This window comes from Pseudomonas sp. LBUM1640 (assembly GCF_059716225.1).
Genome location: NZ_CP166816.1, coordinates 6,561,353 through 6,586,496, shown reverse-complemented (window position 1 = coordinate 6,586,496; position 25,144 = coordinate 6,561,353). Strand labels below are relative to the sequence as shown.

General features: G+C 59.4%; 22 protein-coding genes and 1 pseudogene. 17 read left to right on the top strand and 6 right to left on the bottom strand.

Features of this window, described 5'->3' with window-relative positions; genetic code table 11:
* Positions 1 to 29: 29 nt before the first annotated feature.
* On the bottom strand, positions 30 to 1,016 hold the full coding sequence (gene tauA / locus ACA065_RS29365; protein ID WP_497692582.1) for a taurine ABC transporter substrate-binding protein: 987 nt from the start codon (positions 1,014 to 1,016) through the stop codon (positions 30 to 32).
* A 370-nt stretch (positions 1,017 to 1,386) separates the two neighbouring features.
* Between tauA and ACA065_RS29360 the strand changes: the two genes are divergently transcribed.
* The 8 genes from ACA065_RS29360 (at position 1,387) to ACA065_RS29325 (ending at position 8,653) form a co-directional block, all read left to right on the top strand.
* A complete protein-coding gene (locus ACA065_RS29360) occupies positions 1,387 to 2,748 on the top strand; it encodes an OprD family porin (protein WP_497692581.1) in 1,362 nt (453 codons plus the stop codon).
* Positions 2,749 to 3,021: 273 nt separating this feature from the next.
* Positions 3,022 to 3,660, top strand: a complete 639-nt coding sequence (locus tag ACA065_RS29355; RefSeq protein WP_003195267.1) for a peroxiredoxin — start codon at positions 3,022 to 3,024, stop codon at positions 3,658 to 3,660.
* Positions 3,661 to 3,977: 317 nt separating this feature from the next.
* A complete protein-coding gene (gene ssuE, locus ACA065_RS29350; RefSeq protein ID WP_094948821.1) occupies positions 3,978 to 4,571 on the top strand; it encodes an NADPH-dependent FMN reductase in 594 nt (197 codons plus the stop codon).
* 94 nt (positions 4,572 to 4,665) lie between these two features.
* Entirely contained in the window at positions 4,666 to 5,634 is a 969-nt protein-coding gene (locus tag ACA065_RS29345; RefSeq protein ID WP_497692580.1) for a sulfonate ABC transporter substrate-binding protein, read from the top strand.
* A 25-nt stretch (positions 5,635 to 5,659) separates the two neighbouring features.
* A complete protein-coding gene (gene ssuD / locus ACA065_RS29340; protein WP_497692579.1) occupies positions 5,660 to 6,808 on the top strand; it encodes an FMNH2-dependent alkanesulfonate monooxygenase in 1,149 nt (382 codons plus the stop codon).
* A gap of 9 nt (positions 6,809 to 6,817) precedes the next feature.
* Positions 6,818 to 7,606, top strand: coding sequence for an aliphatic sulfonate ABC transporter permease SsuC (gene ssuC / locus ACA065_RS29335; RefSeq protein ID WP_094948824.1), 789 nt, complete (start codon positions 6,818 to 6,820; stop codon positions 7,604 to 7,606).
* A complete protein-coding gene (gene ssuB / locus ACA065_RS29330) occupies positions 7,603 to 8,409 on the top strand; it encodes an aliphatic sulfonates ABC transporter ATP-binding protein (RefSeq protein ID WP_497692578.1) in 807 nt (268 codons plus the stop codon). The genes ssuC and ssuB overlap by 4 nt, the downstream gene beginning before the upstream one ends.
* 28 nt (positions 8,410 to 8,437) lie before the next feature.
* Positions 8,438 to 8,653 (top strand): TOBE domain-containing protein, encoded by a 216-nt coding sequence (locus ACA065_RS29325; protein ID WP_003213899.1) that lies wholly within the window; start codon positions 8,438 to 8,440, stop codon positions 8,651 to 8,653.
* A 145-nt stretch (positions 8,654 to 8,798) separates the two neighbouring features.
* Here the strand turns inward: ACA065_RS29325 and ACA065_RS29320 are convergent, their stop codons facing one another.
* Complete coding sequence (locus tag ACA065_RS29320) at positions 8,799 to 9,434, bottom strand: TetR/AcrR family transcriptional regulator (RefSeq protein ID WP_497692577.1); 636 nt, start codon at positions 9,432 to 9,434, stop codon at positions 8,799 to 8,801.
* Between the two features lie 231 nt (positions 9,435 to 9,665).
* Positions 9,666 to 11,042: a glutamine synthetase family protein gene (locus ACA065_RS29315; protein WP_003213894.1), complete on the bottom strand. Its 1,377-nt coding sequence runs from the start codon at positions 11,040 to 11,042 to the stop codon at positions 9,666 to 9,668.
* A 609-nt stretch (positions 11,043 to 11,651) separates the two neighbouring features.
* Here ACA065_RS29315 and ACA065_RS29310 point away from each other — a divergent pair.
* The 7 genes from ACA065_RS29310 (at position 11,652) to ACA065_RS29280 (ending at position 19,993) form a co-directional block, all read left to right on the top strand.
* Positions 11,652 to 13,010, top strand: a complete 1,359-nt coding sequence (locus tag ACA065_RS29310; protein WP_017139534.1) for a glutamine synthetase family protein — start codon at positions 11,652 to 11,654, stop codon at positions 13,008 to 13,010.
* A gap of 58 nt (positions 13,011 to 13,068) precedes the next feature.
* Positions 13,069 to 14,433 carry an aspartate aminotransferase family protein gene (locus ACA065_RS29305; RefSeq protein ID WP_497692576.1) on the top strand — a complete coding sequence of 455 codons (1,365 nt, stop codon included), beginning with the start codon at positions 13,069 to 13,071 and terminating at the stop codon, positions 14,431 to 14,433.
* 209 nt (positions 14,434 to 14,642) lie between these two features.
* On the top strand, positions 14,643 to 15,737 hold the full coding sequence (locus tag ACA065_RS29300) for a polyamine ABC transporter substrate-binding protein (protein ID WP_497695437.1): 1,095 nt from the start codon (positions 14,643 to 14,645) through the stop codon (positions 15,735 to 15,737).
* A gap of 148 nt (positions 15,738 to 15,885) precedes the next feature.
* Entirely contained in the window at positions 15,886 to 16,980 is a 1,095-nt protein-coding gene (locus ACA065_RS29295; RefSeq protein ID WP_497692575.1) for a polyamine ABC transporter substrate-binding protein, read from the top strand.
* A 72-nt stretch (positions 16,981 to 17,052) separates the two neighbouring features.
* Positions 17,053 to 18,195, top strand: coding sequence for an ABC transporter ATP-binding protein (locus ACA065_RS29290; protein WP_003195240.1), 1,143 nt, complete (start codon positions 17,053 to 17,055; stop codon positions 18,193 to 18,195).
* Positions 18,192 to 19,112, top strand: coding sequence for an ABC transporter permease subunit (locus tag ACA065_RS29285; protein ID WP_438866454.1), 921 nt, complete (start codon positions 18,192 to 18,194; stop codon positions 19,110 to 19,112). The genes ACA065_RS29290 and ACA065_RS29285 overlap by 4 nt, the downstream gene beginning before the upstream one ends.
* Entirely contained in the window at positions 19,109 to 19,993 is an 885-nt protein-coding gene (locus ACA065_RS29280) for an ABC transporter permease subunit (protein ID WP_497692574.1), read from the top strand. The genes ACA065_RS29285 and ACA065_RS29280 overlap by 4 nt, the downstream gene beginning before the upstream one ends.
* Positions 19,994 to 20,134: 141 nt before the next feature.
* On the opposite strand, the gene ACA065_RS29275 is transcribed toward ACA065_RS29280, so the two are convergent.
* Positions 20,135 to 20,776 carry an HD domain-containing protein gene (locus tag ACA065_RS29275; protein WP_106575744.1) on the bottom strand — a complete coding sequence of 214 codons (642 nt, stop codon included), beginning with the start codon at positions 20,774 to 20,776 and terminating at the stop codon, positions 20,135 to 20,137.
* Between the two features lie 266 nt (positions 20,777 to 21,042).
* Here ACA065_RS29275 and ACA065_RS29270 point away from each other — a divergent pair, with 266 nt between their 5' ends.
* On the top strand, positions 21,043 to 22,008 hold the full coding sequence (locus tag ACA065_RS29270) for a GlxA family transcriptional regulator (protein WP_497692573.1): 966 nt from the start codon (positions 21,043 to 21,045) through the stop codon (positions 22,006 to 22,008).
* Here the strand turns inward: ACA065_RS29270 and ACA065_RS29265 are convergent.
* On the bottom strand, positions 21,986 to 22,339 hold the full coding sequence (locus ACA065_RS29265) for a carboxymuconolactone decarboxylase family protein (RefSeq protein ID WP_016973032.1): 354 nt from the start codon (positions 22,337 to 22,339) through the stop codon (positions 21,986 to 21,988). The genes ACA065_RS29270 and ACA065_RS29265 overlap by 23 nt on opposite strands.
* A 39-nt stretch (positions 22,340 to 22,378) precedes the next feature.
* Here ACA065_RS29265 and ACA065_RS29260 point away from each other — a divergent pair.
* Positions 22,379 to 22,555: pseudogene (locus ACA065_RS29260) on the top strand (AraC family transcriptional regulator); the annotation flags it as partial.
* Between the two features lie 166 nt (positions 22,556 to 22,721).
* Here ACA065_RS29260 and ACA065_RS29255 read toward each other — a convergent pair.
* A complete protein-coding gene (locus ACA065_RS29255; RefSeq protein WP_497692572.1) occupies positions 22,722 to 25,079 on the bottom strand; it encodes a penicillin acylase family protein in 2,358 nt (785 codons plus the stop codon).
* Positions 25,080 to 25,144: the final 65 nt, after the last annotated feature.

The following is a 25,144-nucleotide window of genomic DNA, read 5'->3' as shown; positions in this document are numbered from 1 at the left end:
AGCAAGCCCGCTCCCACATTTGATCGCGTTTAGTCTTTGATGAATTTGTCGGTCACATATGCCGAGTAGTCCGGCAACACCGTTTCAACCTTCCCCTGTTCCTTCAAAAACTTCGCCGTCTCCCCAATCGCCTTCGCTGTGCCCCCTTTTAGCAGGGCATCGGTTTGTTGCGCCTGGGCATCCGGGAATGTAGTGCCAGCCAGCAACTCAGGAATGTCGGCAGCATTTGAACCTGTCAGTTTAGCGATTTTCTGCACCGGCTCGGAGTTCACCGTCCAGCTGTCTTTATGGGCGGCATAGTCGGCGAAAGAATCCAGCGTGACCTTGGCAAACTTGGCCACAACGTCAGGATGTTTTTCCGCGAAATCCTTGCGCGTCACCCACACTTCGAATGTTGGTGCACCCCACTGACCCACCTGGGCCGAGTCTGTCAGGGTTTTGCCGGTCTTGCGGATCTCGCCCAAGGCCGGTGACCACACGAACGCACCGTCAATATCACCCCGTTTCCACGCGGCGGCAATTTCGGCGGGTTGCAGGTTCACCACGTTGACTTTTTTAGTGTCCAGCCCCCAATGCTTCAGCGCGCCGAGCAGGCTGTAATGAGACGTTGAGACGAAGGGCGTAGCGATGGTTTTGCCGACCAGATCTTCTGGTTTGTCGATGCCGCTACCATTGCGCACCACCAAAGCTTCAGAAGCATTGATTTGTGCCGATACGATAAAGGCCACAATGGGGAGATTGCGTGAAGCCGCCGCCGCAAGCGGGCTAGAGCCCAGGTTGCCGATTTGCACATCGCCGGATGCGATCGCGGCTACAACTTCGGGCCCGCTGTTGAAGCGGCGCCAGGCAATCTTCTCGCCGATGGTTTTTTCATAGAGTCCGTCGGCCTGAGGGACTTTGCTGGGGTCGATGCCGGTTTGATAGCCGATGGTTAAATCGGCGGCTTTGACACCAAAAGAAAGAATTAGTGACACAAAAACTGTAACAAATTGACGGGAGGATGTGCCTTTGGCCATGATGGCGTCGCCTTTTTGATCGTGGGTGACGTATGCAAACGTACGGCCACACTAATCGATCTAAAAAAAGGCTAGTAAATACCATTTAGGAATTAGCTTATGGAGCGGTTGGTCTACGCTGATCGGCTCGCCTCATGGGGAGGCTTATTCCTGAATCGTATGAAAAAGAATGAAACAATTCTTTTTGGGTGTATGAAAAACTCATTACCCTGCAGGGACCAAATCAACTGCGGTTAGACGAAGGTAGTAGACACACAAGGTTACGATTGACTTGTCGGTCACTATCCGGCGCTAATCGCGCATCTGTGGATCGAGGGCGTCAGACCCGAGACCAAAGAAATACAAAAATTAGAAATGAGAGGAGCGGTACATGAAGAAGTCTACCTTGGCGTTGGCTGTGACCCTGGGCGCAATCGCTCAGCAAGCAGGCGCTGCCGGTTTTATCGATGACAGCAAAGTAACACTGGGTCTGCGTAACTTTTATATCAACACCGATAACCGTGACAGCGGTACCAAAGCGGCCGGTGCGCAGAACAAGAACGAAGAATGGGGCCAAGGCTTCGATCTGCGTTTCATCTCCGGTTTCACCCAAGGCACCGTAGGCTTCGGTCTTGACGCTATTGGCCTGCTGGGTGTTCGCCTGGATTCCGGCGGCGGCACCAATGGCGCGACTGCTTCGTCCTACGGCGGTACCGTGTTCCCGAGCAAGTCCAATGGCGAAGCCGTTGATAACTACTCCAGCCTGGGCCTGACCGCTAAAGCCAAGATCTCCCAGACCGAACTGAAGCTGGGTACTCTGCAACCTAAGCTGCCTGTTATCGTGACCAACGACGGTCGTCTGCTGCCGCAAACCTTCCAAGGTGGCCAGATCACGTCCAACGACATCAAGGACCTGACGCTGGTTGCTGGTCAGATCGAAAAGGCCAAAGGCCGTAACTCCAGCAACGTAGACAATCTGTCAATTGCGGGCGCGAACTCCCGTGGCGTGAACTGGCGTGACAGCAACAAGTTCTACTACGCCGGTGGTGACTACAAGATCACCAAAGACCTGACTGCGCAGTACTACTACGGCAATCTGGAAAACTTCTACAAGCAGCACTTCCTGGGCCTGACCCACAACTGGGCAATCGGCCCGGGCGTACTGAAGTCTGATCTGCGTTATTTCAACAGCTCCGATGACGGTTCCAACGGTAACGATCCGGCTTACTACAGCTCGGGTAACTATCAAGGTTTCCGTGCCGGTAAAGGCAAGGTCGACAACAACCTGTACAGCGGCCTGTTCCTGTACACCGTTGCCGGTCACACCTTCGGTGGTGGTTACCAAGTCAGCAACGGCAGCAGCGATTTCCCTTGGTTGAACCAAGGCGACGGTTCGTCCGCTTACCTGACCACTGACATGCAGATCGCCAAGTTTGCCCGTGCCGGCGAACGTACCTGGCAAGCTCGCTACGCATTCGACTTCGCCCAAGTGGGTGTACCTGGTCTGACCGCCGGTGTTGTTTACCTCAAAGGTACCGACATCGACACCGTGGCCAACAATGCTCAGCGTTCCCAGTTCAACGGCCAGTCCGAGTGGGAACGTGACATCACTGTTGCCTACGTGATCCCACAAGGCCCGTTCAAAAACCTGGGTGTTGCCTGGAAAAACGCTATGTGGCGCAACGATGTTGCTTCCGCACGCGATCAAGACGAAAACCGTGTAATCGTCAGCTACTCGTACGCATTCAAGTAACTGCTTAAAGCCTTGCCCGGCGCAACGCCGGGCAAGGTGTGTTGCTTTTCAAGTCGGGCTCAACCCCCGCAAGCCCTTCCTGAAACCCTCTTTGTACAGCGTCTCAAGGCCTTCTCGAACCTTGTTGCAGATGTTGATCCTCGCCGTTTCCCGCGTCCAATGAATTGATTTTTAATATTCGTTTATCGTCTAAATAAATCGATATTTATTCTTTTTAAATAATCCGCAACCCATGCACAGTGGGCTCCATAAGCACTCACCAGGAGCCACACCATGAGCCTAAGACTGGGCGACATCGCCCCCGACTTCGAACAGGATTCCAGCGCCGGCAAGATTCGTTTCCACGAATGGTTGGGCGATAGCTGGGGCGTGCTGTTTTCCCACCCGGCCGACTTCACCCCGGTGTGCACCACCGAGCTGGGCTTTACCGCCAAGCTCAAGGACGAGTTCGCCAAGCGCGGCGTCAAGGCCATCGCCCTGTCGGTAGACCCGGTGGACTCGCACCACAAGTGGATCGAAGACATCAACGAGACACAGAACACCGTCGTCAACTTCCCGATCCTGGCGGATGCCGATCGTAAAGTGTCGGACCTCTATGACCTGATCCACCCGAACGCCAGTGACACGCTCACCGTGCGGTCCTTGTTCGTGATTGACCCGAACAAGAAGATTCGCCTGACGATTACCTACCCGGCCAGCACTGGCCGCAACTTCCACGAAATTCTGCGGGTCATCGATTCGCTGCAACTGACCGACAACCACAAGGTTGCCACCCCAGCCAACTGGCAGGACGGTGATGAAGTGGTGATCGTGCCGTCGCTCAAGGACGAAGAAGAGATCAAAAAACGCTTTCCGAAGGGCTATCGTGCCGTGAAGCCGTACCTGCGCCTTACCCCACAACCCAACCGTTAACACCGAACTAACTGTGGGAGCGGGCTTGCTCGCGAATGCAGGCTTTCAGTTGATGCATCTGTGAATGACACACCGCTTTCGCGAGCAAGCCCGCTCCCACATTTGATTGCATTTCAAGTTTCACAGAGCAGGGGTTTTCAGGCCGTTTCGACGGCCTTTTTTTTCGCCCGCAGATCTATAAATCTCATATGCATTTATAGAATAAACAAATGAAAAAATAAGATTTATAGATATATAAATCTGCTGCTAAGGTCTGTCCCATCTTGGCGCCATCGCCACACAGCGAACCGCCGACACTTGCTCAAGGAATTTCCTACATGCTGGTCGTAACACTTGGAGGCAGTCCCAGCCAGCGTTCCCGCTCCGGGGTCTTGCTGGAAAAAACCCGTCAGTGGCTGCAAGACAAAGGCGTGGAAGTGGTGAGTTATCAGATACGGGACTTCCCGGCCGAAGACTTGCTGCACGCGCGCTTCGACAGCCCAAAAGTCATCGACCTGCTGCAACAAGTCGCCAACGCCGACGGCCTGGTGATCGCCACGCCGGTGTACAAGGCCTCGTTTTCCGGCGCGCTGAAAACCGTGCTGGACCTGCTGCCCGAGCGCGCCCTGGCCCACAAAATCGTGTTGCCGATGGCCACCGGCGGCAGCATCGCGCACATGCTGGCAGTGGACTACGCCTTGAAACCAGTGTTGTCGGCCCTGAAAGCCCAGGAATTGCTCCACGGCATCTTTGCCGAAGACAGCCAGATCGCTTATGCCGAAGGCAGTGCCCAGGCGCAATTGGTGCCGGTGCTTGAACAGCGTTTGCACGAGGCTTTGGAAACGCTCTACGGCGCCATGGCGCGTCGCCCCAAACCGCTGGACCCCAATGTGTTGAATGAACGTTTGTTGAGTGCTCGCTGGAGCATTTAAGCCGTACCGGATTTTGTAGTACTCACCTTACTCAGCCGCCAACGGCCAAGCAGGTGCAGCCAACCCCCTAATCGCATTTTTTGGAGAGAGCGCCATGCGCACTGTCATCTTGCGTCGTGGTCTGGTCGCACTGTTTGCTGCGGCTGTGTCCTTCGGCGCCATTGTTCAAGCCCAGGCCGCCGAAACCCTGCGGATCGGTTATCAGAAGTACGGCACGTTGGTGCTGCTCAAGGCCAAGGGCACTTTGGAAAAACGCCTGGCCGCCCAGGGTGTGCAGGTGCAATGGACCGAGTTCCCGGGTGGCCCCCAACTGCTCGAAGGCTTGAACGTCGGCTCCATCGACTTCGGTGTGACCGGCGAAACCCCACCGGTGTTTGCCCAGGCTGCCGGCGCGGATTTGCTCTACGTCGCCTACGAACCACCCGCGCCGACCAGCGAAGCGATCCTGGTGCCGAAAGACTCGACGATCAAATCCGTGGCCGAGCTCAAAGGCAAGAAAATCGTGCTCAACAAAGGCTCTAACGTGCACTACCTGCTGGTGCGTGCGCTGGAAGACGCCGGCCTGAAATACACCGACGTAAAAACCATCTTCCTGCCGCCCGCCGATGCCCGCGCCGCGTTCGAGCGTGGCAGTGTCGACGCGTGGGTGATCTGGGACCCGTACCAGGCCGCCGCCGAGAAACAACTGCAAGCGCGCACCCTGCGTGATGGCACCGGCATCGCCGACAACCACCAGTTCTACCTGGCCACCAAGCCGTACGCCACGCAGCATCCGGAAGTGATCAAGGCGTTGGTGGAAGAAGTGCGCGCGGTGGGCGAATGGTCCAAAGCCAACCCGCAAGAAGTCACCGAACAAGTCGCGCCGCTGCTTGGCCTGCCGGCTGACATCACCCTGACCTCGGTGAAACGCCAAGGCTACGGTGCGTTGTTTCTGACCCCGGAAGTGGTCGCCGCGCAGCAGAAAATTGCCGACAGCTTCTACCAGCTCAAATTGATCCCCAAACCCTTGAGTATCAAGGACGTGATCTGGACGCCACCCGCCGCCGTCGCCAAAGCGCCGTAATCCGACTTCTTCAGGAGACAACTCCATGAGCCTCACTATTTTCTGGTTCCTGCCTACCCACGGCGACGGCCACTACCTTGGCACCGCCGAAGGCGCTCGTGCCGTCGATCACGGCTATTTGCAGCAAGTGGCCCAGGCTGCTGATCGGCTGGGTTTCGGCGGTGTGCTGATTCCTACCGGTCGCTCCTGCGAAGACTCCTGGCTGGTGGCCGCCTCACTGATTCCGGTGACCCAGCGTTTGAAATTCCTCGTCGCACTGCGCCCCGGGATCATTTCCCCGACGGTGGCTGCGCGCCAGGCCGCAACCCTGGACCGCTTGTCCGGCGGCCGTGCGTTGTTCAACCTGGTGACCGGCGGTGACCCGGAAGAGTTGGCCGGCGATGGTTTGTTCCTCAGCCATGAAGAACGCTATCAGGCGTCGGTGGAATTCACGCGCATCTGGCGCCGCGTGCTGGAAGGCGAAACCGTGGATTACGACGGTGAGCACATCAGCGTCAAAGGCGCCAAATTGCTCTACCCGCCGATCCAGCAACCACGTCCGCCGCTGTACTTCGGTGGTTCCTCCGAAGCGGCCCAGGACCTGGCAGCCGAACAGGTGGAAATGGTCCTGACCTGGGGCGAGCCACCGGCCGCCGTCGCGGAAAAAATCGAACAGGTACGCGCCAAGGCCGCAAAACTTGGGCGCACTGTTCGCTTCGGTATTCGCCTGCATGTGATCGTGCGCGAAACCAACGATGAAGCGTGGAAAGCCGCCGACAAACTGATCTCGCACTTGGACGACGAGACCATCGCCCGCGCCCAGGCTTCGCTGGCGCGCTTCGACTCCGTTGGCCAGCAACGCATGGCGGCCTTGCACGGCGGCAACCGTGACAACCTCGAAGTCAGCCCCAACCTGTGGGCCGGCGTCGGCCTGGTACGTGGCGGTGCAGGCACTGCGCTGGTGGGCGATGGCCCAACAGTTGCGGCACGCGTCAATGAATACGCTGCGCTGGGCATCGACACCTTTATCTTCTCCGGTTACCCACACCTGGAAGAGTCGTATCGCGTGGCCGAGCTGCTGTTCCCGCACTTGGATATCGAACGTCCCGAGTTGCCGAAAAGCGCCGGTTACGTCAGCCCGTTCGGCGAGATGGTCGCCAACGACATCCTTCCCAAAGCTGCGTCGCAGAGCTGAGGCGTAGCCATGAACTTTGAAAAATTGAGCCATCGTGTCGCGCCCTGGGTGCTGCCGATCTTGTTGCTGGCGGTGTGGCAGCTGTCGGTGTCGGCGGGCTGGTTGTCGACCCGCATTCTGCCGGCGCCGAGTGCAGTGATCGAAGCCGGGGTCAACTTGGTCCGTACGGGCGAAATCTGGACACACCTGGCCATCAGCGGCTGGCGTGCGGGCCTGGGTTTTGTGATCGGTGGCAGCATCGGTTTGGCCCTGGGCTTTATCACCGGCCTGTCGAAGTGGGGCGAGCGCCTGCTGGACAGCTCGGTGCAGATGATCCGCAACGTGCCGCACTTGGCGCTGATTCCGCTGGTGATCCTGTGGTTCGGCATTGACGAGACCGCGAAGATCTTCCTGGTCGCCCTCGGCACGTTGTTCCCGATCTACCTGAACACCTACCACGGCATTCGCAACGTCGACCCGGCGCTGGTGGAAATGTCACGCAGCTACGGCTTGTCCGGTTTCAGCCTGTTCCGCCAGGTGATCCTGCCGGGCGCGTTGCCGTCGATCCTGGTGGGCGTGCGCTTTGCCTTGGGCTTTATGTGGCTGACGCTGATCGTGGCGGAAACCATCTCGGCCAGTTCGGGTATCGGTTACCTGGCGATGAACGCCCGCGAATTTTTGCAAACCGACGTGGTGGTATTGGCCATCGTCATGTACGCCATCCTCGGCAAGCTGGCCGATTTGGCTGCGCGCGGCCTGGAACGTGTGTGGCTGCGCTGGCACCCGGCTTACCAAGTGAATAAAGGAGGTGCGGCATGACCGCTCAACAACCTCCGCGCCTGCTCAAGGGCATCCCGCTGGCGGTGCGCAAATTGCGCAAGGCCTTCGGTGCGCGGGAAGTCCTTAAAGAGATTGATCTGCACATTCCCGCCGGCCAGTTCGTGGCGGTGGTCGGTCGCAGCGGCTGCGGCAAAAGTACCTTGCTGCGCCTGTTGGCCGGTTTGGACAAAGCCAGCGGCGGCGAGCTGCTGGCCGGCGCCGCGCCGCTGAGTGAAGCGATTGAGGACACGCGGTTGATGTTCCAGGAAGCGCGCCTGCTGCCGTGGAAAAAAATCATCGACAACGTGGGGCTTGGTCTCAAGGGCAACTGGCGCCCCAAAGCTTTGGAAGCGCTGGAGGCGGTTGGCCTGGCCGAGCGTGCCAATGAGTGGCCGGCGGCCTTGTCCGGTGGCCAGAAGCAGCGCGTGGCCCTGGCGCGTGCGTTGATTCACCAACCGCGCCTGCTGCTGCTCGATGAGCCGCTGGGCGCGCTGGATGCCCTGACCCGCATCGAGATGCAGCAACTGATCGAAAACTTGTGGCAAAAGCACGGCTTCACCGTGTTGCTGGTGACCCACGACGTCAGCGAAGCCGTGGCGATTGCCGACCGGGTGATCCTGATCGAAGACGGCGAGATCGGCCTGGACCTGATCGTCGACCTGCCACGCCCGCGCGCTCGGGGCTCACATCGCCTGGCCGCGCTGGAAGCCGAAGTGCTCAACCGTGTGCTGTCGTTGCCAGGCTCGCCGCCGGAACCTGAACCTGTTTCACCGCTGCCTACGCAATTGCGTTGGGCTCAATAACTCACTTGTCCTACGAAGGAAGAACACCATGACTATTAAAGCCATCAACGTACGTAACCAGTTCAAGGGCACCATCAAGGAAATCGTCGAAGGCGACGTGCTGTCGGAAATCGACGTGCAGACAGCGTCTGGCATCGTGACGTCTGTGATCACCACGCGCTCGGTGAAAGAGCTGGAGTTGGTGATTGGCAGTGAAGTGATTGCCTTTGTGAAGTCCACCGAGGTGTCGATTGCCAAGTTGTGATTGCCTCACTAGATCATTCCCACGCTCTGCGTGGGAATGCCGCCAGGGACGCTCCGCGTCCCACCAGCCACCGCATGACCTGAATTTTGCGCGGGGGTGACGCAGAGCGTCACGGGATGCATTCCCACGCGGAGCGGGGGAACGATCATGTGGGTCGCTTGGGCAGGTAGGGCGGTAGGTAGAGCCCCACATACGCATCAAACACCCGCATCCCTTCCTCTGCCATGCGCGGCGTAATCTGCCCATGCTGATGCACCGAGCGCGCATACACGCGGTCGCTCAGTTCCAGCGCCAAGGCAAACACATCCACATCGGCGGGCAACGTCGGCACCTCGAAGTGCCGGTTGAACACGGCGAGCATCAAATCCCCCAACTCCAGATCATGCTGACGGTCCGCCTGGGTCACTTCGGTCAGCCCGTGCTGCGCCAGAATCAACTGCCGTGCGGCCGCGTCGTTACTGTAGATGTTGAGCATGCGCTGTTCGACGATGCAGGACAGGTCGCGCCAGTGCTTGAGTGAGTCATGGTCGATGGGCGCCTGAATCGCGGCGCGGAAAGCGGCGTGCACATCCGCTGTCAACGCTTCCAGCAACGCTGGCACGCTGGCGAAAAAGTGATACACCGACGACGGCGGAATCTGCGCGCGCTCGGCGACGCTGTAGATCGACAAACTGGCCACGCCTTCGGTCGCCAGCAAGGTGCGGGCGGCATCGAGGATCGCATCGATCCGGGCCTGGCTGCGGGCGCGGGGTTTGCGAGGGGCGGCGGTGCGGGTGGTCATGGAAGTCTCCTACAAGGCAGCGGGCATTGTATGAGCAGGAAGGTGTGTTGTCTGCCAGGCCGCCTTCGCGAGCAAGCCCGCTCCCACATTTGACCGAGTTCCAACTTTGGAATGCAGTCAAATGTGGGAGCTGGCTTGCCTGCGAAGAGGCCAACTCGGTCTCCATGAATACACCCATAAAAAAACGCCACAGACCAAAAGCCTGCGGCGTTCTTTTAAAGCAGCAACCGCTTACACGGTATGCAAGTACCAGTTGTACTCAAGGTCGGAGATGGAGTGTTCGAACTCTTCCAGCTCACTTTCCTTACAGGCGACGAAGATATCGATGTATTTAGGATCGATGTACTTGGCCATCACCTCGCTGTCGTCCAACTCGCGCAGAGCATCACGCAGGTTGTTCGGCAGGCTCTGTTCGTTCTGCTCGTAGCTGTTGCCTTCCACCGGAGCCCCCGGCTCGATCTTGTTGGTCAGACCGTGGTGCACGCCCGCCAAGACCGAAGCCATCAGCAGGTAAGGGTTGGCGTCGGCGCCGGCCACGCGGTGTTCGATACGTACGGCATCTGACGAGCCGGTGGGTACGCGAATCGCCACGGTGCGGTTATCCAGGCCCCAGCACGGCGAGTTCGGCACGTAGAACTGTGCGCCGAAACGGCGGTAGGAGTTGACGTTAGGGCACAGGAACGCCATTTGGGCGGGTAGGGTCTCGAGCACACCGCCGATCGCGTGACGCAATGCGGCGTTCTGCTCGGGATCCTCGCTGGCAAAGATGTTCTTGCCGTCTTTGTCCAGGATCGAAATGTGTACGTGCAAACCGTTGCCTGCCTGGCCTGGGTAAGGCTTGGCCATGAAGGTGGTGTCCATTTCATGGTCGTAGGCGATGTTCTTGATCAGGCGCTTGAGCAGTACTGCGTAGTCGCAGGCCTTGATCGGGTCGGCCACGTGGTGCAGGTTCACTTCGAACTGCGCCGGGGCACTTTCCTTGACGATGGCGTCAGCCGGGATGCCTTGCTCTTTGGCACCTTCCAGAATGTCCTGGAGGCAGTCGACGTATTCGTCGAGGTCGTCGATCAGGTAGACCTGTGTCGAGTGCGGGCGTTTGCCGGAGATCGGCGAGCGGGGCGGTTGTGGGCGGCCGTTCACGTTCTCCTGGTCGATCAGGTAGAACTCAAGCTCGAAGGCGGCGCAGATGGTCAGACCGAGGTCGTCAAATTTGCTTACAACTTGGCGGAGCACTTCGCGAGGATCGGCGAAGAAAGGTTCACCTTCAAGTTCGTGCATGGTCATCAGCAGTTGCGCGGTTGGGCGCTTTTGCCAGGGCTCATTGCACAGGGTGTCAGGGATCGGATAACAGATTCGGTCAGCATCACCGATGTCCAGACCCAGGCCGGTGCTTTCCACCGTTGAGCCGTTGATATCCAGGGCAAATAAAGAGGCAGGCAGGTTAATGCCCTTCTCGTAAACCTTGTGGAGGCTGGTGCGTTCGATGCGCTTGCCGCGCACCACACCATTCATATCCGCAATTAGAAGGTCTACGTACAGAACCTCAGGATGATCCTTAAGGAACGCGTTCGCTTCGTTAAGCTGAACGGCACGCGGGGGTACCGACATGATGCAACACCTTTGTTGTTAAAAATATCAATCATTGATCTTTTCTGGTTTCAGTCAACCCGAACGGCATGCCGAAGTCAAGCGAGGGCTTTTTTGCCCTAAAAAAGCGCCTTGTGGCCTTTTTTGGGGCTTTTTGGGGCGGTTTTTTGGGTTTGAAGGGCTTGGGACTAGCAGGCTTGAGCGGGCCGTGTTGTATTTTTTACGGGGGTGTTGTGTAAAAAAATGAACAAGGCTAAGCTCGATTCAAACCCATAACAGCAATAATACCGGGGTGCTTCATGTCTCGCCTGCCGCGACTCGGCGTTTCAACCTGTTTCAGACAAGTCTTGTCACCCGTCCAATTTTTCCTCGTGAATGACCGCGCCCCGGCCAATATTCTTGACGCCTTGGCTGACCTCTTTTTTGCTCCCTCCTTTCCCTCGTGCCTGCCATTGAGCGGCTCCCGTCTGGGGTGCTGCTCATGATTCTGCACGACTTTGGCGTGAGGAATGCAACGCTGCAGCAAATGGCAGGTAAGCTCCTACCCTGAACGAATAGACGACGCGGATGCTGCGTCCACCAACGCCTGACCTTTTAATGGATGTCAGGAAACCCAGCCCAGAGGCATTTATGAGTAACAACCTCGACCAGCTCACCGATTGGTTGAAAGACCACAAGATCACAGAAGTCGAATGCATGATTGGCGACCTCACCGGCATCACCCGGGGCAAGATCTCGCCGACCAACAAGTTCATCGCCGAAAAAGGCATGCGTCTGCCCGAGAGTGTTCTGTTGCAGACCGTCACCGGCGACTATGTCGAAGACGACATCTATTACGAATTGCTCGACCCGGCCGACATCGACATGATCTGCCGCCCCGACCAGAACGCCGTGTTCCTGGTGCCCTGGGCCATCGAGCCCACCGCACAGGTGATCCACGACACCTACGACAAGCAAGGCAACCCGATCGAGCTGTCGCCGCGTAACGTGCTCAAGAAGGTTCTGAAGCTGTATTCCGACAGGGGCTGGCAGCCCATCGTGGCGCCGGAGATGGAGTTCTACCTGACCAAACGCTGCGAAGACCCGGACTTCCCGCTGCAGCCACCGATTGGCCGTTCCGGCCGCCCGGAGACCGGTCGCCAGTCCTTCTCTATAGAAGCCGCCAACGAATTCGACCCATTGTTCGAAGACGTCTACGACTGGTGCGAGCTGCAGGAGCTGGACCTCGACACGCTGATCCACGAGGACGGCACGGCGCAGATGGAAATCAACTTCCGTCACGGTGATGCCCTGTCCCTGGCTGACCAGATTCTGGTGTTCAAACGCACCATGCGCGAAGCCGCGCTCAAGCACAACGTGGCCGCCACCTTTATGGCCAAGCCGATGACCGGCGAGCCTGGCAGCGCGATGCACTTGCACCAGAGCATTATCGACATCGCCACCGGCAAGAACGTCTTCTCTAATGAAGACGGGACCATGAGCCAGCTGTTCCTCAACCACATTGGCGGCCTGCAGAAGTTCATCCCTGAATTGCTGCCGCTGTTTGCCCCCAACGTGAACTCGTTCCGCCGCTTCCTGCCCGACACCTCGGCGCCGGTTAACGTGGAGTGGGGCGAAGAGAACCGCACCGTCGGCCTGCGCGTACCGGATGCCGGCCCGCAGAACCGTCGCGTGGAAAACCGCCTGCCGGGCGCCGACGCCAACCCGTACCTGGCGATTGCCGCCAGCCTGTTGTGCGGCTACATCGGCATGGTCGAAGGCCATAACCCAAGCGCGCCAGTGGTGGGCCGTGGTTACGAGCGACGCAACCTGCGCCTGCCGTTGACCATCGAGGACGCCCTGGAACGCATGGAAAACAGCAAGACCATCGAGAAGTACCTGGGTCAAAAATTCATCACAGGCTACGTCGCGGTCAAGCGGGCCGAGCATGAAAACTTCAAGCGCGTGATCAGTTCGTGGGAGCGGGAATTCCTGCTCTTCGCCGTCTGATGCGCCGGGCGCGTCGCAGGAATGGCGCGCCCTCACCTGAAAAGTCTAGGAGATTGGTATGTCCAGCAACAACCCGCAAACCCGTGAATGGCAAGCCTTGAGCAATGATCACCACCTGGCGCCGTTCAGCGACTTCAAGCAATTGAAAGTGAAAGGCCCACGGATCATCACCAAAGCCCACGGCGTTTACCTGTGGGACAGCGAAGGCAACAAGATCCTCGACGGCATGGCCGGCCTGTGGTGCGTGGCGATCGGTTACGGTCGCGATGAACTGGCTGACGCCGCCGCCAAGCAAATGAAAGAACTGCCGTACTACAACCTGTTCTTCCAGACCGCTCACCCGCCGGTGCTGGAGCTGGCCAAGGTCATCTCCGACATCGCGCCAGCCGGCATGAACCATGTGTTCTTCACCGGTTCGGGCTCGGAAGGCAACGACACCATGTTGCGTATGGTCCGCCACTACTGGGCGATCAAGGGCCAGCCGAACAAAAAAACCATCATCAGCCGCAAGAATGGCTACCACGGCTCCACCGTGGCCGGCGCCAGCCTGGGCGGCATGACCTATATGCACGAGCAGGGCGACCTGCCGATCCCGGGCATCACCCACATTGCCCAGCCGTACTGGTATGGCGAAGGTGGCGACATGAGCCCTGAAGAGTTCGGGGTGTGGGCCGCCAACCAGTTGGAAGAGAAAATTCTGGAACTGGGCGTGGACAACGTCGGTGCCTTTATTGCCGAGCCGATCCAGGGTGCCGGTGGCGTGATCGTGCCGCCTGCCACCTACTGGCCGCGCATCAAGGAAATCCTCGCCAAGTACGACATTCTGTTTGTGGCCGACGAAGTGATCTGCGGTTTCGGCCGTACGGGTGAGTGGTTCGGTAGCGACTTCTACGACCTCAAGCCGCACATGATGACCATCGCCAAGGGCCTGACCTCGGGTTACATCCCCATGGGCGGCCTGATCGTGCACGACGACGTGGTTGCCGTGCTCAACGAAGGTGGCGATTTCAACCACGGCTTCACCTATTCCGGTCACCCGGTGGCGGCAGCGGTGGCCCTGGAAAACATCCGCATCCTGCGCGATGAAAAAATCGTTAACCGTGTGCACGACGAAACGGCACCGTATTTGCAGAAACGTCTGAGGGAACTGGCTGATCACCCGTTGGTGGGTGAAGTGCGCGGTGTGGGCATGCTCGGTGCGATTGAGCTGGTGCAGGACAAGGCCACGCGCAAGCGTTATGAAGGCCGTGGTGTGGGCATGATCTGCCGCACCTTCTGCTTCGAGAATGGCCTGATCATGCGCGCCGTGGGCGACACCATGATCATTTCGCCGTCGCTGGTGATCAGCAAAGCGGAAATCGACGAGCTGGTGACCAAGGCTCGCCAGTGCCTGGACCTGACTTTGGCGGCATTGCAGGGCTAAGTGCTAGGCTCAGTGCGCAGCGGCTTCGGGCGCTGCGTCCGGGCAGTGACAAAAACACAGTAATAAAGGGGGCTTTGGTTGAAAGCCGGCCCCTGAACTTGCCAGACTGTCGCCCTGTTTTGTTGCCCTTTGGAAGGGCCGTGAGACGACTAAAGAACGTGGCCCAAAAAAGAAAAAATTGGAGCATCACCAAAATGAAGGCATTAGGTTTGAAGAACGCTGGCAAGACCCTCCTCGCCTTGTCCCTGATGGGTGCAATGGCGGGCGCGGCCCAGGCAGACAGTAAAGTGCTGCACATCTACAACTGGTCCGACTACATTGCCCCGGACACCATCGCCAACTTTGAAAAAGAGTCGGGCATTAAAGTGGTGTACGACGTTTTCGACAGCAACGAGACCCTTGAAGCCAAGTTGCTGGCAGGCAAGTCCGGTTACGACATCGTCGTACCGTCGAACAACTTCCTGGCCAAGCAGATCAAGGCGGGTGTCTACCAGGAGCTGGACAAGTCCAAGCTCTCCAACTACGACAACCTGAACAAGTCCCTGCTTAAAGCCGTGTCGGTCAGCGACCCGGACAACAAGCACGCGTTCCCGTACATGTGGGGCTCGATCGGCATCGGCTACAACCCGGAGAAGGTCAAGGCTGCGCTGGGCGTGGACAAGATCGATTCCTGGGACGTGCTGATGAAGCCGGAAAACATCGCCAAGCTGAAAAGCTGCGGCGTAAGCTTCCTCGACTCGCCAACCGAAATGCTGCCGGTGGCCCTGCATTACCTGGGCTTGCCGACCGACACCCAGAAGAAGGCCGACCTGAAACAAGCCGAGGACCTGTTCCTCAAGCTGCGCCCATCGATCGGCTACTTCCATTCGTCCAAGTACATCTCGGACCTGGCCAACGGCAACATTTGCGTAGCCGTGGGTTACTCGGGTGACATCCAGCAGGCCAAATCCCGCGCGGCTGAAGCCGGTGGCAAGGTCAAGGTGGCCTACGACATTCCGAAAGAAGGCGCCGGTAGCTTCTACGACATGGTCGCCATCCCTAAAGATGCCGAAAACGTCGATGCCGCCTACAAGTTCATGAACTACCTGCTGGAGCCAAAAGTAATGGCTGCGATCACCAACAGCGTACGTTTCCCGAACGGTAACGAGAAAGCCACCGCACTGGTCGACAAAGACATCACCAGCGACCCAGGCATCTACCCGCCAGCGGATGTGCAAGCCAAGCTCTACGCCATTGCTGACTTGCCGGCTGCAACCCAGCGTGAAATGACACGCAGCTGGACCAAAATCAAATCGGGCAAATAAGCCTTGATACCTGTGGGGGCGGCGAACCGCCGCTCCCACAAATTAAATGACAGAAAGCTTTGCCGGATCGGTTTATCGAGGGTAAGTTGCGCGCCGGTTTTGTTGCCGGGCAACAACTTTGGGCCCAACTATTTAAGAGGACCTCCACTTGCCAATTTCTTTATTTCGCAAAGCCATGCTGGTGGGTGCAGGTATCACGCTGGCTATCAGCGTGCAGGCCGCGCCGACGGTGCATATTTATAACTGGTCGGACTACATCGGCCCCGACACCCTGGCCAACTTCGAAAAGGCCAGCGGCATCAAGCCCGTGTATGACGTGTTCGACTCCAATGAAACCCTGGAAGGCAAGCTGCTCGCCGGGCGTACCGGTTACGACGTGGTCGTGCCGTCCAACCATTTCCTCGGCAAACAGATCAAGGCCGGGGCGTTCCAGAAGCTCGACAAGTCATTGCTGACGAACTATTCCAACCTTGACCCTGCGCTGCTCAAGCGCCTGGAAAAGAACGATCCGGGTAACAGGTACGCCGTGCCGTACCTGTGGGGCACCAACGGCATCGGTTACAACGTCGACAAAGTCAAAGAAGTGCTGGGCGTCGACCACATCGACTCCTGGGCCGTGCTGTTCGAGCCGGAGAACATGAAGAAGCTGGCGACCTGCGGCGTCTCGTTCATGGACTCGGCGGATGAAATGCTGCCGGCGGTGCTCAACTACATGGGCCTGAACCCCAACAGCACAAACCCGGCCGACTACAAAAAGGCCGAAGAGAAACTGCTGAAAGTGCGTCCTTATGTGACCTACTTCCATTCTTCCAAGTACATCTCGGACCTGGCCAACGGCAACATCTGTGTGGCGGCAGGCTTCTCCGGTGATGTGTTCCAGGCCAAGGCCCGCGCGGCCGAGGCAGGCAAGGGCGTGAACATCGCCTACGCCATTCCGAAAGAAGGCGGCAACCTGTGGTTTGACGTGCTGGCGATCCCAGCCGACTCGGCCAACGTTAAAGAGGCCCACGCCTTCATCAACTATTTACTGCAACCTGAGGTGATCGCTCAGGTCAGTGATTACGTCGGTTACGCCAACCCTAACCCAGGGGCGGACAAACTGATGGAGCAATCGATACGCACCGACGCAGCGGTTTACCCACCGCAGGCGGTTCTCGACCGGACCTTCGTCAACTTCGAGTTACCCCCGAACGTGCAGCGTTTAATGACCCGTAGCTGGACCAAGGTCAAGACGGGCAAGTAAGGCTTAAAGCTCAAACTATCCAAGGTTTCGCCCGTATTGGGCGAACCTCAAATTTTGTTGGGAGTTTCGTAAATGGCAGTTGCCTCCGGCGCCTATAAGAAAGCCCTCGAGGGCGACCAGACACCGAAAAAGGTGTTGGTCAAAATCGACCGGGTCACGAAGAAGTTCGACGAGACGATTGCCGTGGACGATGTGTCCCTGGAAATCAAGAAAGGCGAGATCTTCGCCTTGCTCGGCGGTTCGGGTTCGGGCAAATCCACCTTGCTGCGCATGCTCGCAGGCTTCGAGCGCCCAACGGAAGGTCGCATTTACCTCGACGGTGTGGACATCACCGACATGCCGCCCTACGAGCGGCCGATCAACATGATGTTCCAGTCCTACGCGTTGTTCCCGCACATGACCGTGGCGCAGAACATCGCGTTCGGCCTGCAACAGGACAAGATCCCCAAGGCCGAAGTCGACGCCCGTGTGGCCGAGATGCTCAAGCTGGTGCAGATGAGCCAGTACGCCAAGCGCAAGCCGCACCAACTGTCTGGCGGTCAACGTCAGCGTGTGGCACTGGCTCGCTCCCTGGCCAAGCGCCCGAAACTGCTGCTGCTCGATGAGCCGATGGGCGCCCTCGACAAGAAACTGCGCTCGCAGATGCAGCTCGAATTGGTGGAAATCATCGAGCGCGTCGGCGTGACCTGCGTGATGGTGACCCACGACCAGGAAGAGGCCATGACCATGGCCGAACGCATCGCGATCATGCACCTGGGCTGGATTGCCCAGATCGGCAGCCCGATCGACATCTACGAGACGCCAACCAGCCGCCTGGTGTGCGAGTTCATCGGCAACGTGAACATCTTCGACACCCAAGTGGTGGACGACGCCGAAGGCCACGCGGTGCTCAAGTGCCCGGACCTGGACCGCGACATCTACGTGGGCTACGGCATCGCCACCTCGGTGGAAGACAAGTCGGTGACCTACGCGATCCGCCCGGAAAAGCTGCTGGTGACCACCGAAATGCCGACCTGCGAACACAACTGGTCCAGCGGCAAGGTACACGACATCGCCTACCTCGGCGGCCACTCGGTGTTCTACGTGGAACTGCCGAGCGGCAAGCTGGTGCAGTCCTTCGTGGCCAACGCCGAACGCCGTGGCCAGCGCCCAACCTGGGGTGACCAGGTGTACGTGTGGTGGGAAGACGACAGCGGCGTGGTACTTCGCTCATGAACATGAAGAAGTTCAAACGCCAGCTGCAACGAATAACACCCGGTGGCCGGCACGTGGTCATCGGGATCCCTTTCCTCTGGCTGTTCCTGTTTTTCGCACTGCCGTTCTTCATCGTCTTGAAGATCAGCTTTGCCGAAGCCGACGTGGCGATCCCGCCTTACACCGAGATCTACACTTTCGTTGAGCAAAAGCTGCAATTGGTGCTCAACCTGGGCAACTACGCGATGCTCGGCGACGACGAGTTGTACATCGCCGCGTACCTGGGCTCGCTGAAGATGGCGTTTTTCAGCACGCTCCTGTGCCTGTTGATCGGCTACCCGATGGCCTACGCGATTGCCAGCGCGCGCAAAGAGATGCAGACCGTGCTGGTGCTGCTGATCATGATGCCGACCTGGACCGCGATCCTGATCCGCGTGTATGCGTGGATGGGCATCCTCAGTAACAACGGGTTGCTCAACGGCTTTTTGATGTCCATCGGGCTGATCAACGAACCGCTGCAGATCCTCAACACCAACATTGCGGTGTATATCGGCGTGGTCTATTCGTACCTGCCGTTCATGATCCTGCCGCTGTACGCCAACCTGGTGAAACACGACCAGAGCCTGCTGGAAGCCGCGTCCGACCTGGGCTCGAGCACCTTCAACAGCTTCTGGAAGATCACCGTGCCGCTGTCCAAGAACGGCATCATCGCCGGCTGCATGCTGGTGTTTATCCCGGTGGTGGGCGAGTTCGTGATCCCGGAACTGCTCGGCGGCCCGGAAACCCTGATGATCGGTAAAGTGTTGTGGCAAGAATTCTTCAACAACCGTGACTGGCCGGTGGCGTCTGCCCTGGCGGTGGTGATGCTGGCGATCCTGATTGTGCCGATCATCCTGTTCAACCGCAGCCAAGCCAAAGAGATGGAGGGCAAGATATGAAGCGCTTCAGTTTCTCGAGTTTTATGCTGGTGGCGGGGTTGGTGTTCATCTACCTGCCGATGCTGATCCTGGTGATCTACTCGTTCAACGAATCCAAGCTGGTGACGGTGTGGGGCGGTTGGTCGATCAAGTGGTACGTGGGCCTGCTGGACAACACCCAGTTGATGGGCTCGGTGGCACGCTCCCTGGAAATCGCCTGCTACACGGCGGTGGCCGCCGTGGCGCTGGGTACGTTGGCGGCATTCGTGCTGACGCGCATCAGCCAGTTCAAGGGCCGCACGCTGTTCGGCGGCCTGGTGACGGCGCCGTTGGTGATGCCTGAAGTGATCACCGGTCTGTCGCTGTTGCTGCTGTTCGTGGCCATGGCGCAGATGATCGGTTGGCCCCAGGAGCGTGGCATTGTCACCATCTGGATCGCCCACACCACGTTCTGTGCGGCGTATGTGGCGGTGGTGGTGTCGGCGCGCTTGCGTGAGCTGGACCTGTCGATTGAAGAAGCGGCCATGGACCTGGGCGCGCGGCCGTGGAAGGTGTTCTTCTTGATCACCATCCCGATGATCGCGCCGTCGTTGGCGGCGGGCGGCATGATGTCGTTCGCGCTGTCGCTGGATGACCTGGTACTCGCCAGCTTCGTGTCGGGCCCGGGCTCGACGACGTTGCCGATGGAAGTGTTCTCGGCCGTGCGTCTTGGGGTTAAGCCTGAGATCAACGCCGTGGCCAGCCTGATTCTGTTGGCGGTGTCGTTGGTGACCTTCCTGGTGTGGTTCTTCAGCCGCCGTGCCGAAGAGCACCGCAAGAAAGCCATCCAGCAAGCGATTGAAGAAGCCGCGGCGGATGGCTGGCAGCAGCCGGACAAACGCCGGGCGCCTGCACCGGTGTAATCAGGCCCTCCTGAAGAAACCGGATCAAAATGTGGGAGCGGGCTTGCTCGCGAATGCGTAGTGTCAGTCACCAGATGTACTGACTGATCCACCGCTTTCGCGAGCAAGCCCGCTCCCACATTTAGTTGTATTTCAAATTGATTATGCTGCCCACGGCGACTTACGAATCACCTCCACAAAATTCATCGGCTTGAACCCCGGCTCCTGATCCACCAGCACATCGGTCTTCACGTTGCCAAACGTGGTCTGCGGGCGATGGCGCAGGCCGTCGGCAAACGCACAGATGATGCACTCCTTGAACCCTTCACCGCGTGGATGCGCATGCACCACGGCTTCGCGCTGCACGCTGGAAAACGCGGCGTAGTCCATGCCCAGCACGTCCATCTCCACACCGGCGGTCACCAGCGCCACGGTCGGGCGCAGATGCTGCGGCACACCCGGCGTGGTGTGCAGGGCGATAGACAGCCACACTTGCTCGATATCGTCATCGCTCAACCCGTACGGCTTGAGGAACGCGGCGGCGGCGTTGGCGCCGTCCACTTCGAAACGCTCGTTGTCACTGCGATGGCCTTCGACCAGGCCCAAATCATGGAACATCGCGCCGACGTACAGCAGCTCCGGGTTGTAGGCCAGTTGCTTGCGCTCACCGCTTAACGCGCCGAACAGAAACACACGGCGCGAGTGGTGATAAAGCAGGTCGGATTCGACGTCGCGAATGTATTCGGTGGTGGCCTTGGCCAGGGCGCTGTCCGGGATCTGGATGCCGGCGATGGTGGTGCTCATGGTCGTTCTCCTCAAGCAAGCGCCGGGGGTGGCGCCGATGAGTCCAGTCTGGTCGCGCGTGCGTGAGGGGGCTATCGCGGCGAGGGTGCGATGTCGGCCAATGTGGCGCGATATCGCGCCAAGGGTGTACACGGTCAAATGTGGGAGCTGGCTTGCCTGCGATGCTGGCGACTCGGTCTGTCAGTTAGACTGAGGTGATGCCATCGCAGGCAAGCCAGCTCCCACAGGGGATTTGTGTTCATTCAGTTAATCAAGGTTTACCACCCATGGGCAAAACCGTCGCCATCCTGATCTTCCCCGGCGTCCAGTCACTGGATGTGACCGGCCCCATGGATGTGTTCTGCGAGGCCAACCGTTTCCTGCCGCCGCAAGACCATTACCAGCTTGAAGTAATCGGCCTTGGCCACGGCAGCATGGCCGCCTCAAACGGTTTGTCGTTGCAGGCCCATCGGCATTACAGCGATGCCCTGCAAGCCTACGACCTGCTGCTGGTCGCCGGCGGCCCGCAATTACCCTTCGAAGATTTCGGCGCACCCTTTGACGATTGGCTACGCGCCGCTGCTGCCCGGGCGCAACGCTTCGGCTCGATCTGCAACGGCGCCTTCATGCTGGCCCGCGCCGGCTTGCTGGATGGCAAAACCGTCACCACCCATTGGAACGACGCCGCTGACCTGGCGCGCTTATGCCCTTCGGCTCAGGTCGACGCCGACCGCCTCTACGTGCAGGACGGCAACCTCTACACCTCGGCCGGGGTCACGGCAGGTATCGACCTGTCGCTGTACCTGCTGGCCCAGGATCATGGCCCGGAAGTCGCGCTGAGCGTGGCCAAGCGCCTGGTGGTGTTCACCCAGCGCTCGGGCGGCCAGTCGCAGTTCAGTCCGTTTCTCACGCCCCACGCCGAAAGCACCTCGGCGGTGGCGTTGGTGCAGTTGTACGTGCTGGCAAACCTGACCGGGGATTTGACCATCGCCGACCTGGCCAAGGCGGCCAACATGAGCGCGCGCAATTTTTCCCGGGTGTTTGCCCGTGAGGCGCGCATAACGCCGGCTGAGTTTGTCGAGCGGGCGCGGGTGGATGCGGCGCGGGTGATGCTTGAAAGCAGCCCCGCACCGCTCAAGACCGTGGCTTATCAATGCGGTTTTCGCGACGCCCAGCACATGCGCAGTGTGTTCAATCGCCGGCTGGGCGTGACGCCGCAACAGTTTCGGCTCAACTTTGCGGCGCCGGTTTGAGCGTGTCGTAGGCTTCCAGCGCGCGCAGCGAGTAGATGTACGCGGCGCCGGCATTCAACGAAATCGCCGTGGCCAGTGTTGCCGCCACCTCTTCGCGGGTGGCGCCGGCCTTGATCGCCGCGTCGGCATGCACGCCGATGCAACCGTCGCAGCGCGTGGTGATGGCCACGGCGATGGAAATCAGCTCACGGGTCTTGGCGTCGAGCACGTTGTTTTCCTCGGCAGCTTCGCCCAACGCCATGTAGGCTTTGACCATCTTCGGGTTGCTCTTGCCCAGCGCGCCAAAGGCTTTCTTTACGGTAGGCAGCAAGTCGGACCAGTTATTGAACATTGCGTTAACTCCTGAACAGGTGGGGTGTGAAGCCAGTTTCTGCTGTTCGGCGTTGGCGTTATTGTTCGATCCGCTCATCTTTTTGACCGAAGCTCGCAAATGAATTCGATCGACACCCTTATCGCGCTGGCCAACCTGCGCGGCAGTCTGGATTTGCGCTGCCAGTTTCAGGGCGACTGGGCGCTGGATCACCTGCCTGAGAACCTCGGCGTGGCCTATGGCGAGGCGCCGGGGCGAATGCGCACACGATAGTCGCTACAACACAAAGCAAATGTGGGAGCGGGCTTGCTCGCGAATGCAGTGGGTCAGTCGATACATCTGGTGACTGATACTCCGCATTCGCGAGCAAGCCCGCTCCCACATTGAACCGCATCCTTCAGCGCTATTGCCTGGCTGGCAGCAGCTTCAACGTACCGCGCGTATTCGCCGTCACTTCCTCATCGCTCAAATGCGCCTGCTCATACCCGCCTTCGATGTAGGTTTGCGCCTGGTCGCCATAGTGCGAATCAAACGGCACACCGCTTTGCCCCACCGGGTTGATGGTCAGGGCGTGGGCCGCGTCGGCGAAGTCGATCAGCCGGCGCGTCGACGGCCCGTACGTCACCGGCCACGGCGCGGGGCCGATCATGGCTGATTGGTTGTTCGGCACTTCGTGGGTGCCGGGGGCGGGGAACGGGCCGACGTTGAAGAGCTTGTCCAACGGCTTCTGCATGCCCAGCGGGTGGCCGTGGGTCAGGGTGTGCGCCTTGCCCCACTGCCACTGCGCCGGGTCATCGCCGAAGGTGGCTTTCAGATGCGCCAGGCTGTTGTCCCACGCGAGTTTGACCGTGTCGGCGCGCTTGCCGTCCCACCAGGGCGAGTCCGGCGAGGCAGCGAGGCGTGGCAGGGCGGCGTCAATCACCCGTGTCGTGAGCAGGGTTTTGAATAGGTTATCGCCGAGTTTGGGGTGAAAAGCCGCGTCGGTGAGGTTGAACAGGAACTGGTTGAACAGCGTGGCGCTGGTGGAGTCCAGCGGGTAGTCACCCTTCCAGCTTGCAAGCTGCTCCACCAGTTTCAACTGCGCCGGGTCTTTCACCACGTCACGCAGCACCGGCAACAGCGGCGCCAGCAGGCGTGGGCCATAGGCGGTGGTGGTGCCCAGTTGCAGGGCCTGGCTGTTGTTCACGTCCCACTTCACGCTTTTGTCGCTCAACTGCGTGTTCAACTGTTGGCCACGGTCGGCGAGGTTGTAATAGCCGGGGATTTCCATGCCGGTGGGCGAGACCGGCTGGGCATTGGCCGACACCACATAACCGCGCGCCGGGTTTTCTTCCTGCGGGTTGGCGCTGAACGGGTAGAAGCCCAGCTTGTCGGCCTGGGCGGTGCTGCCGTCAAGGATGAAACCGGGGTTGACCCCGGCCGGGCGAATCGGCAATTGCGCAGCCGCCCACCAGCCGATATCACCCTTGGCATTTGCCCACACGATATTCAGGCCGGGCGCCGATACCTTGGCCGCAGCAGCGCGTGCCTTGGCCAGGGTGTCGGCGCGGTTGAGCTGGTAGAAGCCTTCGAGGATCGGGTTTTCGGTGTCGAGGAACGCCCACCACATGGCGATGGGTGTGTTGCCGGCGTTCTCGCCGAGCACGTCATTGATGATCGGGCCGTGGGGCGATTGGCGCAGCGTCAGCGTGACCGGCGCCTGGCCCTTCACCGCAATCTGCTGCTCGCTGCGGGTCATGTCGACCCATTGGCCGTGATACCAGACCTGGTTGGGATTGTCCGGGTTGACCTTTTCGGCGATCAGGTCGAGGTCATCGTTCTGGAACATGGTCAGGCTCCAGCCGAAATCCAGGTTGTGGCCCAGAAACGCCACCGGCACCAGCGCGTTGTGATAACCGTACAGCTCAAAGCCCGGCGCGCAGAGCTGCGCCTCGTACCACACCGACGGCACCGAGAAGCGGATATGCGGATCGCCCGCCAGCAATGGCTTGCCACTTTTGGTGCGGCTGCCGCTGATGGCCCAGGCGTTGCTGCCTTCGAACTGTGGCAAACCATTATCGGCCAAGGCCTGTTCGCTCAGGGCGGCGATGGCGCCGAGGGTGTTCCAGTCGCTGGCGGCCAGGTTCAGCGCGCCTTTGGGTTGCCAGCCCAGATCAAAGACTTTCAGGTAGTCGCTGCCCAACTGGTCGCGTACGTAAGTCAGCAGTGGCTCGGTACGAAACGCAGCGGCAAAGCTGTAGGCCATGTACCCGGCGACGCTGATGGTGTCCTCGGCGGTAAACGGCCGCTTGGGGATGCCCAGCACGTCGAACTCCATGGGGCTGGCGTGGCTGTCCTGATACTGGTTGATGCCGTCCAGATACGCTTGCAAGGCCTTCCAGTGTGCGGATTCATGGTCCAGTTGCGCGACATAAGTGGCCGCACGTTCACGAATGCGCAGGCTGCGGAACAGTTTGTCGGTCTCCAGCACCTTCGGCCCCAGCACCTCGGCCAGTTCGCCACGGGCCAGGCGCCGCATGATTTCCATCTGGAACAGCCGGTCCTGGGCATGCACGTAGCCTAAGGCGCGATACAGGTCGGTCTCGTTTTCGGCGCGGATATGCGGCACGCCACGGTCGTCGTAACGCACCGTGACCGTGCCTTGCAGGTTGGCCAGTGTCTCGGTGCCCTGGCGGGTGGGCTGCTTGCTGTAGACATACCAGCCGGCGCCGGCCATAAGGGCGGCAATCAGGATAGCGAGCACGGTCAGGCTGCGTTTCATGGACGGTCCTTGGTCATTCACCTTTCAGGTCAGCGGAGTCTAATAGGTTTGGCGGGGGCTGAGGG

What these genes read in the sequence shown, in the direction of transcription:
- tauA (WP_497692582.1), bottom strand. Translation starts at nt 1,016, where the DNA reads ATGGCCAAAGGCACATCCTCCCGTCAATTTGTTACAGTTTTTGTGTCA.
- ACA065_RS29360 (WP_497692581.1), top strand. Translation starts at nt 1,387, where the DNA reads ATGAAGAAGTCTACCTTGGCGTTGGCTGTGACCCTGGGCGCAATCGCT.
- ACA065_RS29355 (WP_003195267.1), top strand. Translation starts at nt 3,022, where the DNA reads ATGAGCCTAAGACTGGGCGACATCGCCCCCGACTTCGAACAGGATTCC.
- ssuE (WP_094948821.1), top strand. Translation starts at nt 3,978, where the DNA reads ATGCTGGTCGTAACACTTGGAGGCAGTCCCAGCCAGCGTTCCCGCTCC.
- ACA065_RS29345 (WP_497692580.1), top strand. Translation starts at nt 4,666, where the DNA reads ATGCGCACTGTCATCTTGCGTCGTGGTCTGGTCGCACTGTTTGCTGCG.
- ssuD (WP_497692579.1), top strand. Translation starts at nt 5,660, where the DNA reads ATGAGCCTCACTATTTTCTGGTTCCTGCCTACCCACGGCGACGGCCAC.
- ssuC (WP_094948824.1), top strand. Translation starts at nt 6,818, where the DNA reads ATGAACTTTGAAAAATTGAGCCATCGTGTCGCGCCCTGGGTGCTGCCG.
- ssuB (WP_497692578.1), top strand. Translation starts at nt 7,603, where the DNA reads ATGACCGCTCAACAACCTCCGCGCCTGCTCAAGGGCATCCCGCTGGCG.
- ACA065_RS29325 (WP_003213899.1), top strand. Translation starts at nt 8,438, where the DNA reads ATGACTATTAAAGCCATCAACGTACGTAACCAGTTCAAGGGCACCATC.
- ACA065_RS29320 (WP_497692577.1), bottom strand. Translation starts at nt 9,434, where the DNA reads ATGACCACCCGCACCGCCGCCCCTCGCAAACCCCGCGCCCGCAGCCAG.
- ACA065_RS29315 (WP_003213894.1), bottom strand. Translation starts at nt 11,042, where the DNA reads ATGTCGGTACCCCCGCGTGCCGTTCAGCTTAACGAAGCGAACGCGTTC.
- ACA065_RS29310 (WP_017139534.1), top strand. Translation starts at nt 11,652, where the DNA reads ATGAGTAACAACCTCGACCAGCTCACCGATTGGTTGAAAGACCACAAG.
- ACA065_RS29305 (WP_497692576.1), top strand. Translation starts at nt 13,069, where the DNA reads ATGTCCAGCAACAACCCGCAAACCCGTGAATGGCAAGCCTTGAGCAAT.
- ACA065_RS29290 (WP_003195240.1), top strand. Translation starts at nt 17,053, where the DNA reads ATGGCAGTTGCCTCCGGCGCCTATAAGAAAGCCCTCGAGGGCGACCAG.
- ACA065_RS29285 (WP_438866454.1), top strand. Translation starts at nt 18,192, where the DNA reads ATGAACATGAAGAAGTTCAAACGCCAGCTGCAACGAATAACACCCGGT.
- ACA065_RS29280 (WP_497692574.1), top strand. Translation starts at nt 19,109, where the DNA reads ATGAAGCGCTTCAGTTTCTCGAGTTTTATGCTGGTGGCGGGGTTGGTG.
- ACA065_RS29275 (WP_106575744.1), bottom strand. Translation starts at nt 20,776, where the DNA reads ATGAGCACCACCATCGCCGGCATCCAGATCCCGGACAGCGCCCTGGCC.
- ACA065_RS29270 (WP_497692573.1), top strand. Translation starts at nt 21,043, where the DNA reads ATGGGCAAAACCGTCGCCATCCTGATCTTCCCCGGCGTCCAGTCACTG.
- ACA065_RS29265 (WP_016973032.1), bottom strand. Translation starts at nt 22,339, where the DNA reads ATGTTCAATAACTGGTCCGACTTGCTGCCTACCGTAAAGAAAGCCTTT.
- ACA065_RS29255 (WP_497692572.1), bottom strand. Translation starts at nt 25,079, where the DNA reads ATGAAACGCAGCCTGACCGTGCTCGCTATCCTGATTGCCGCCCTTATG.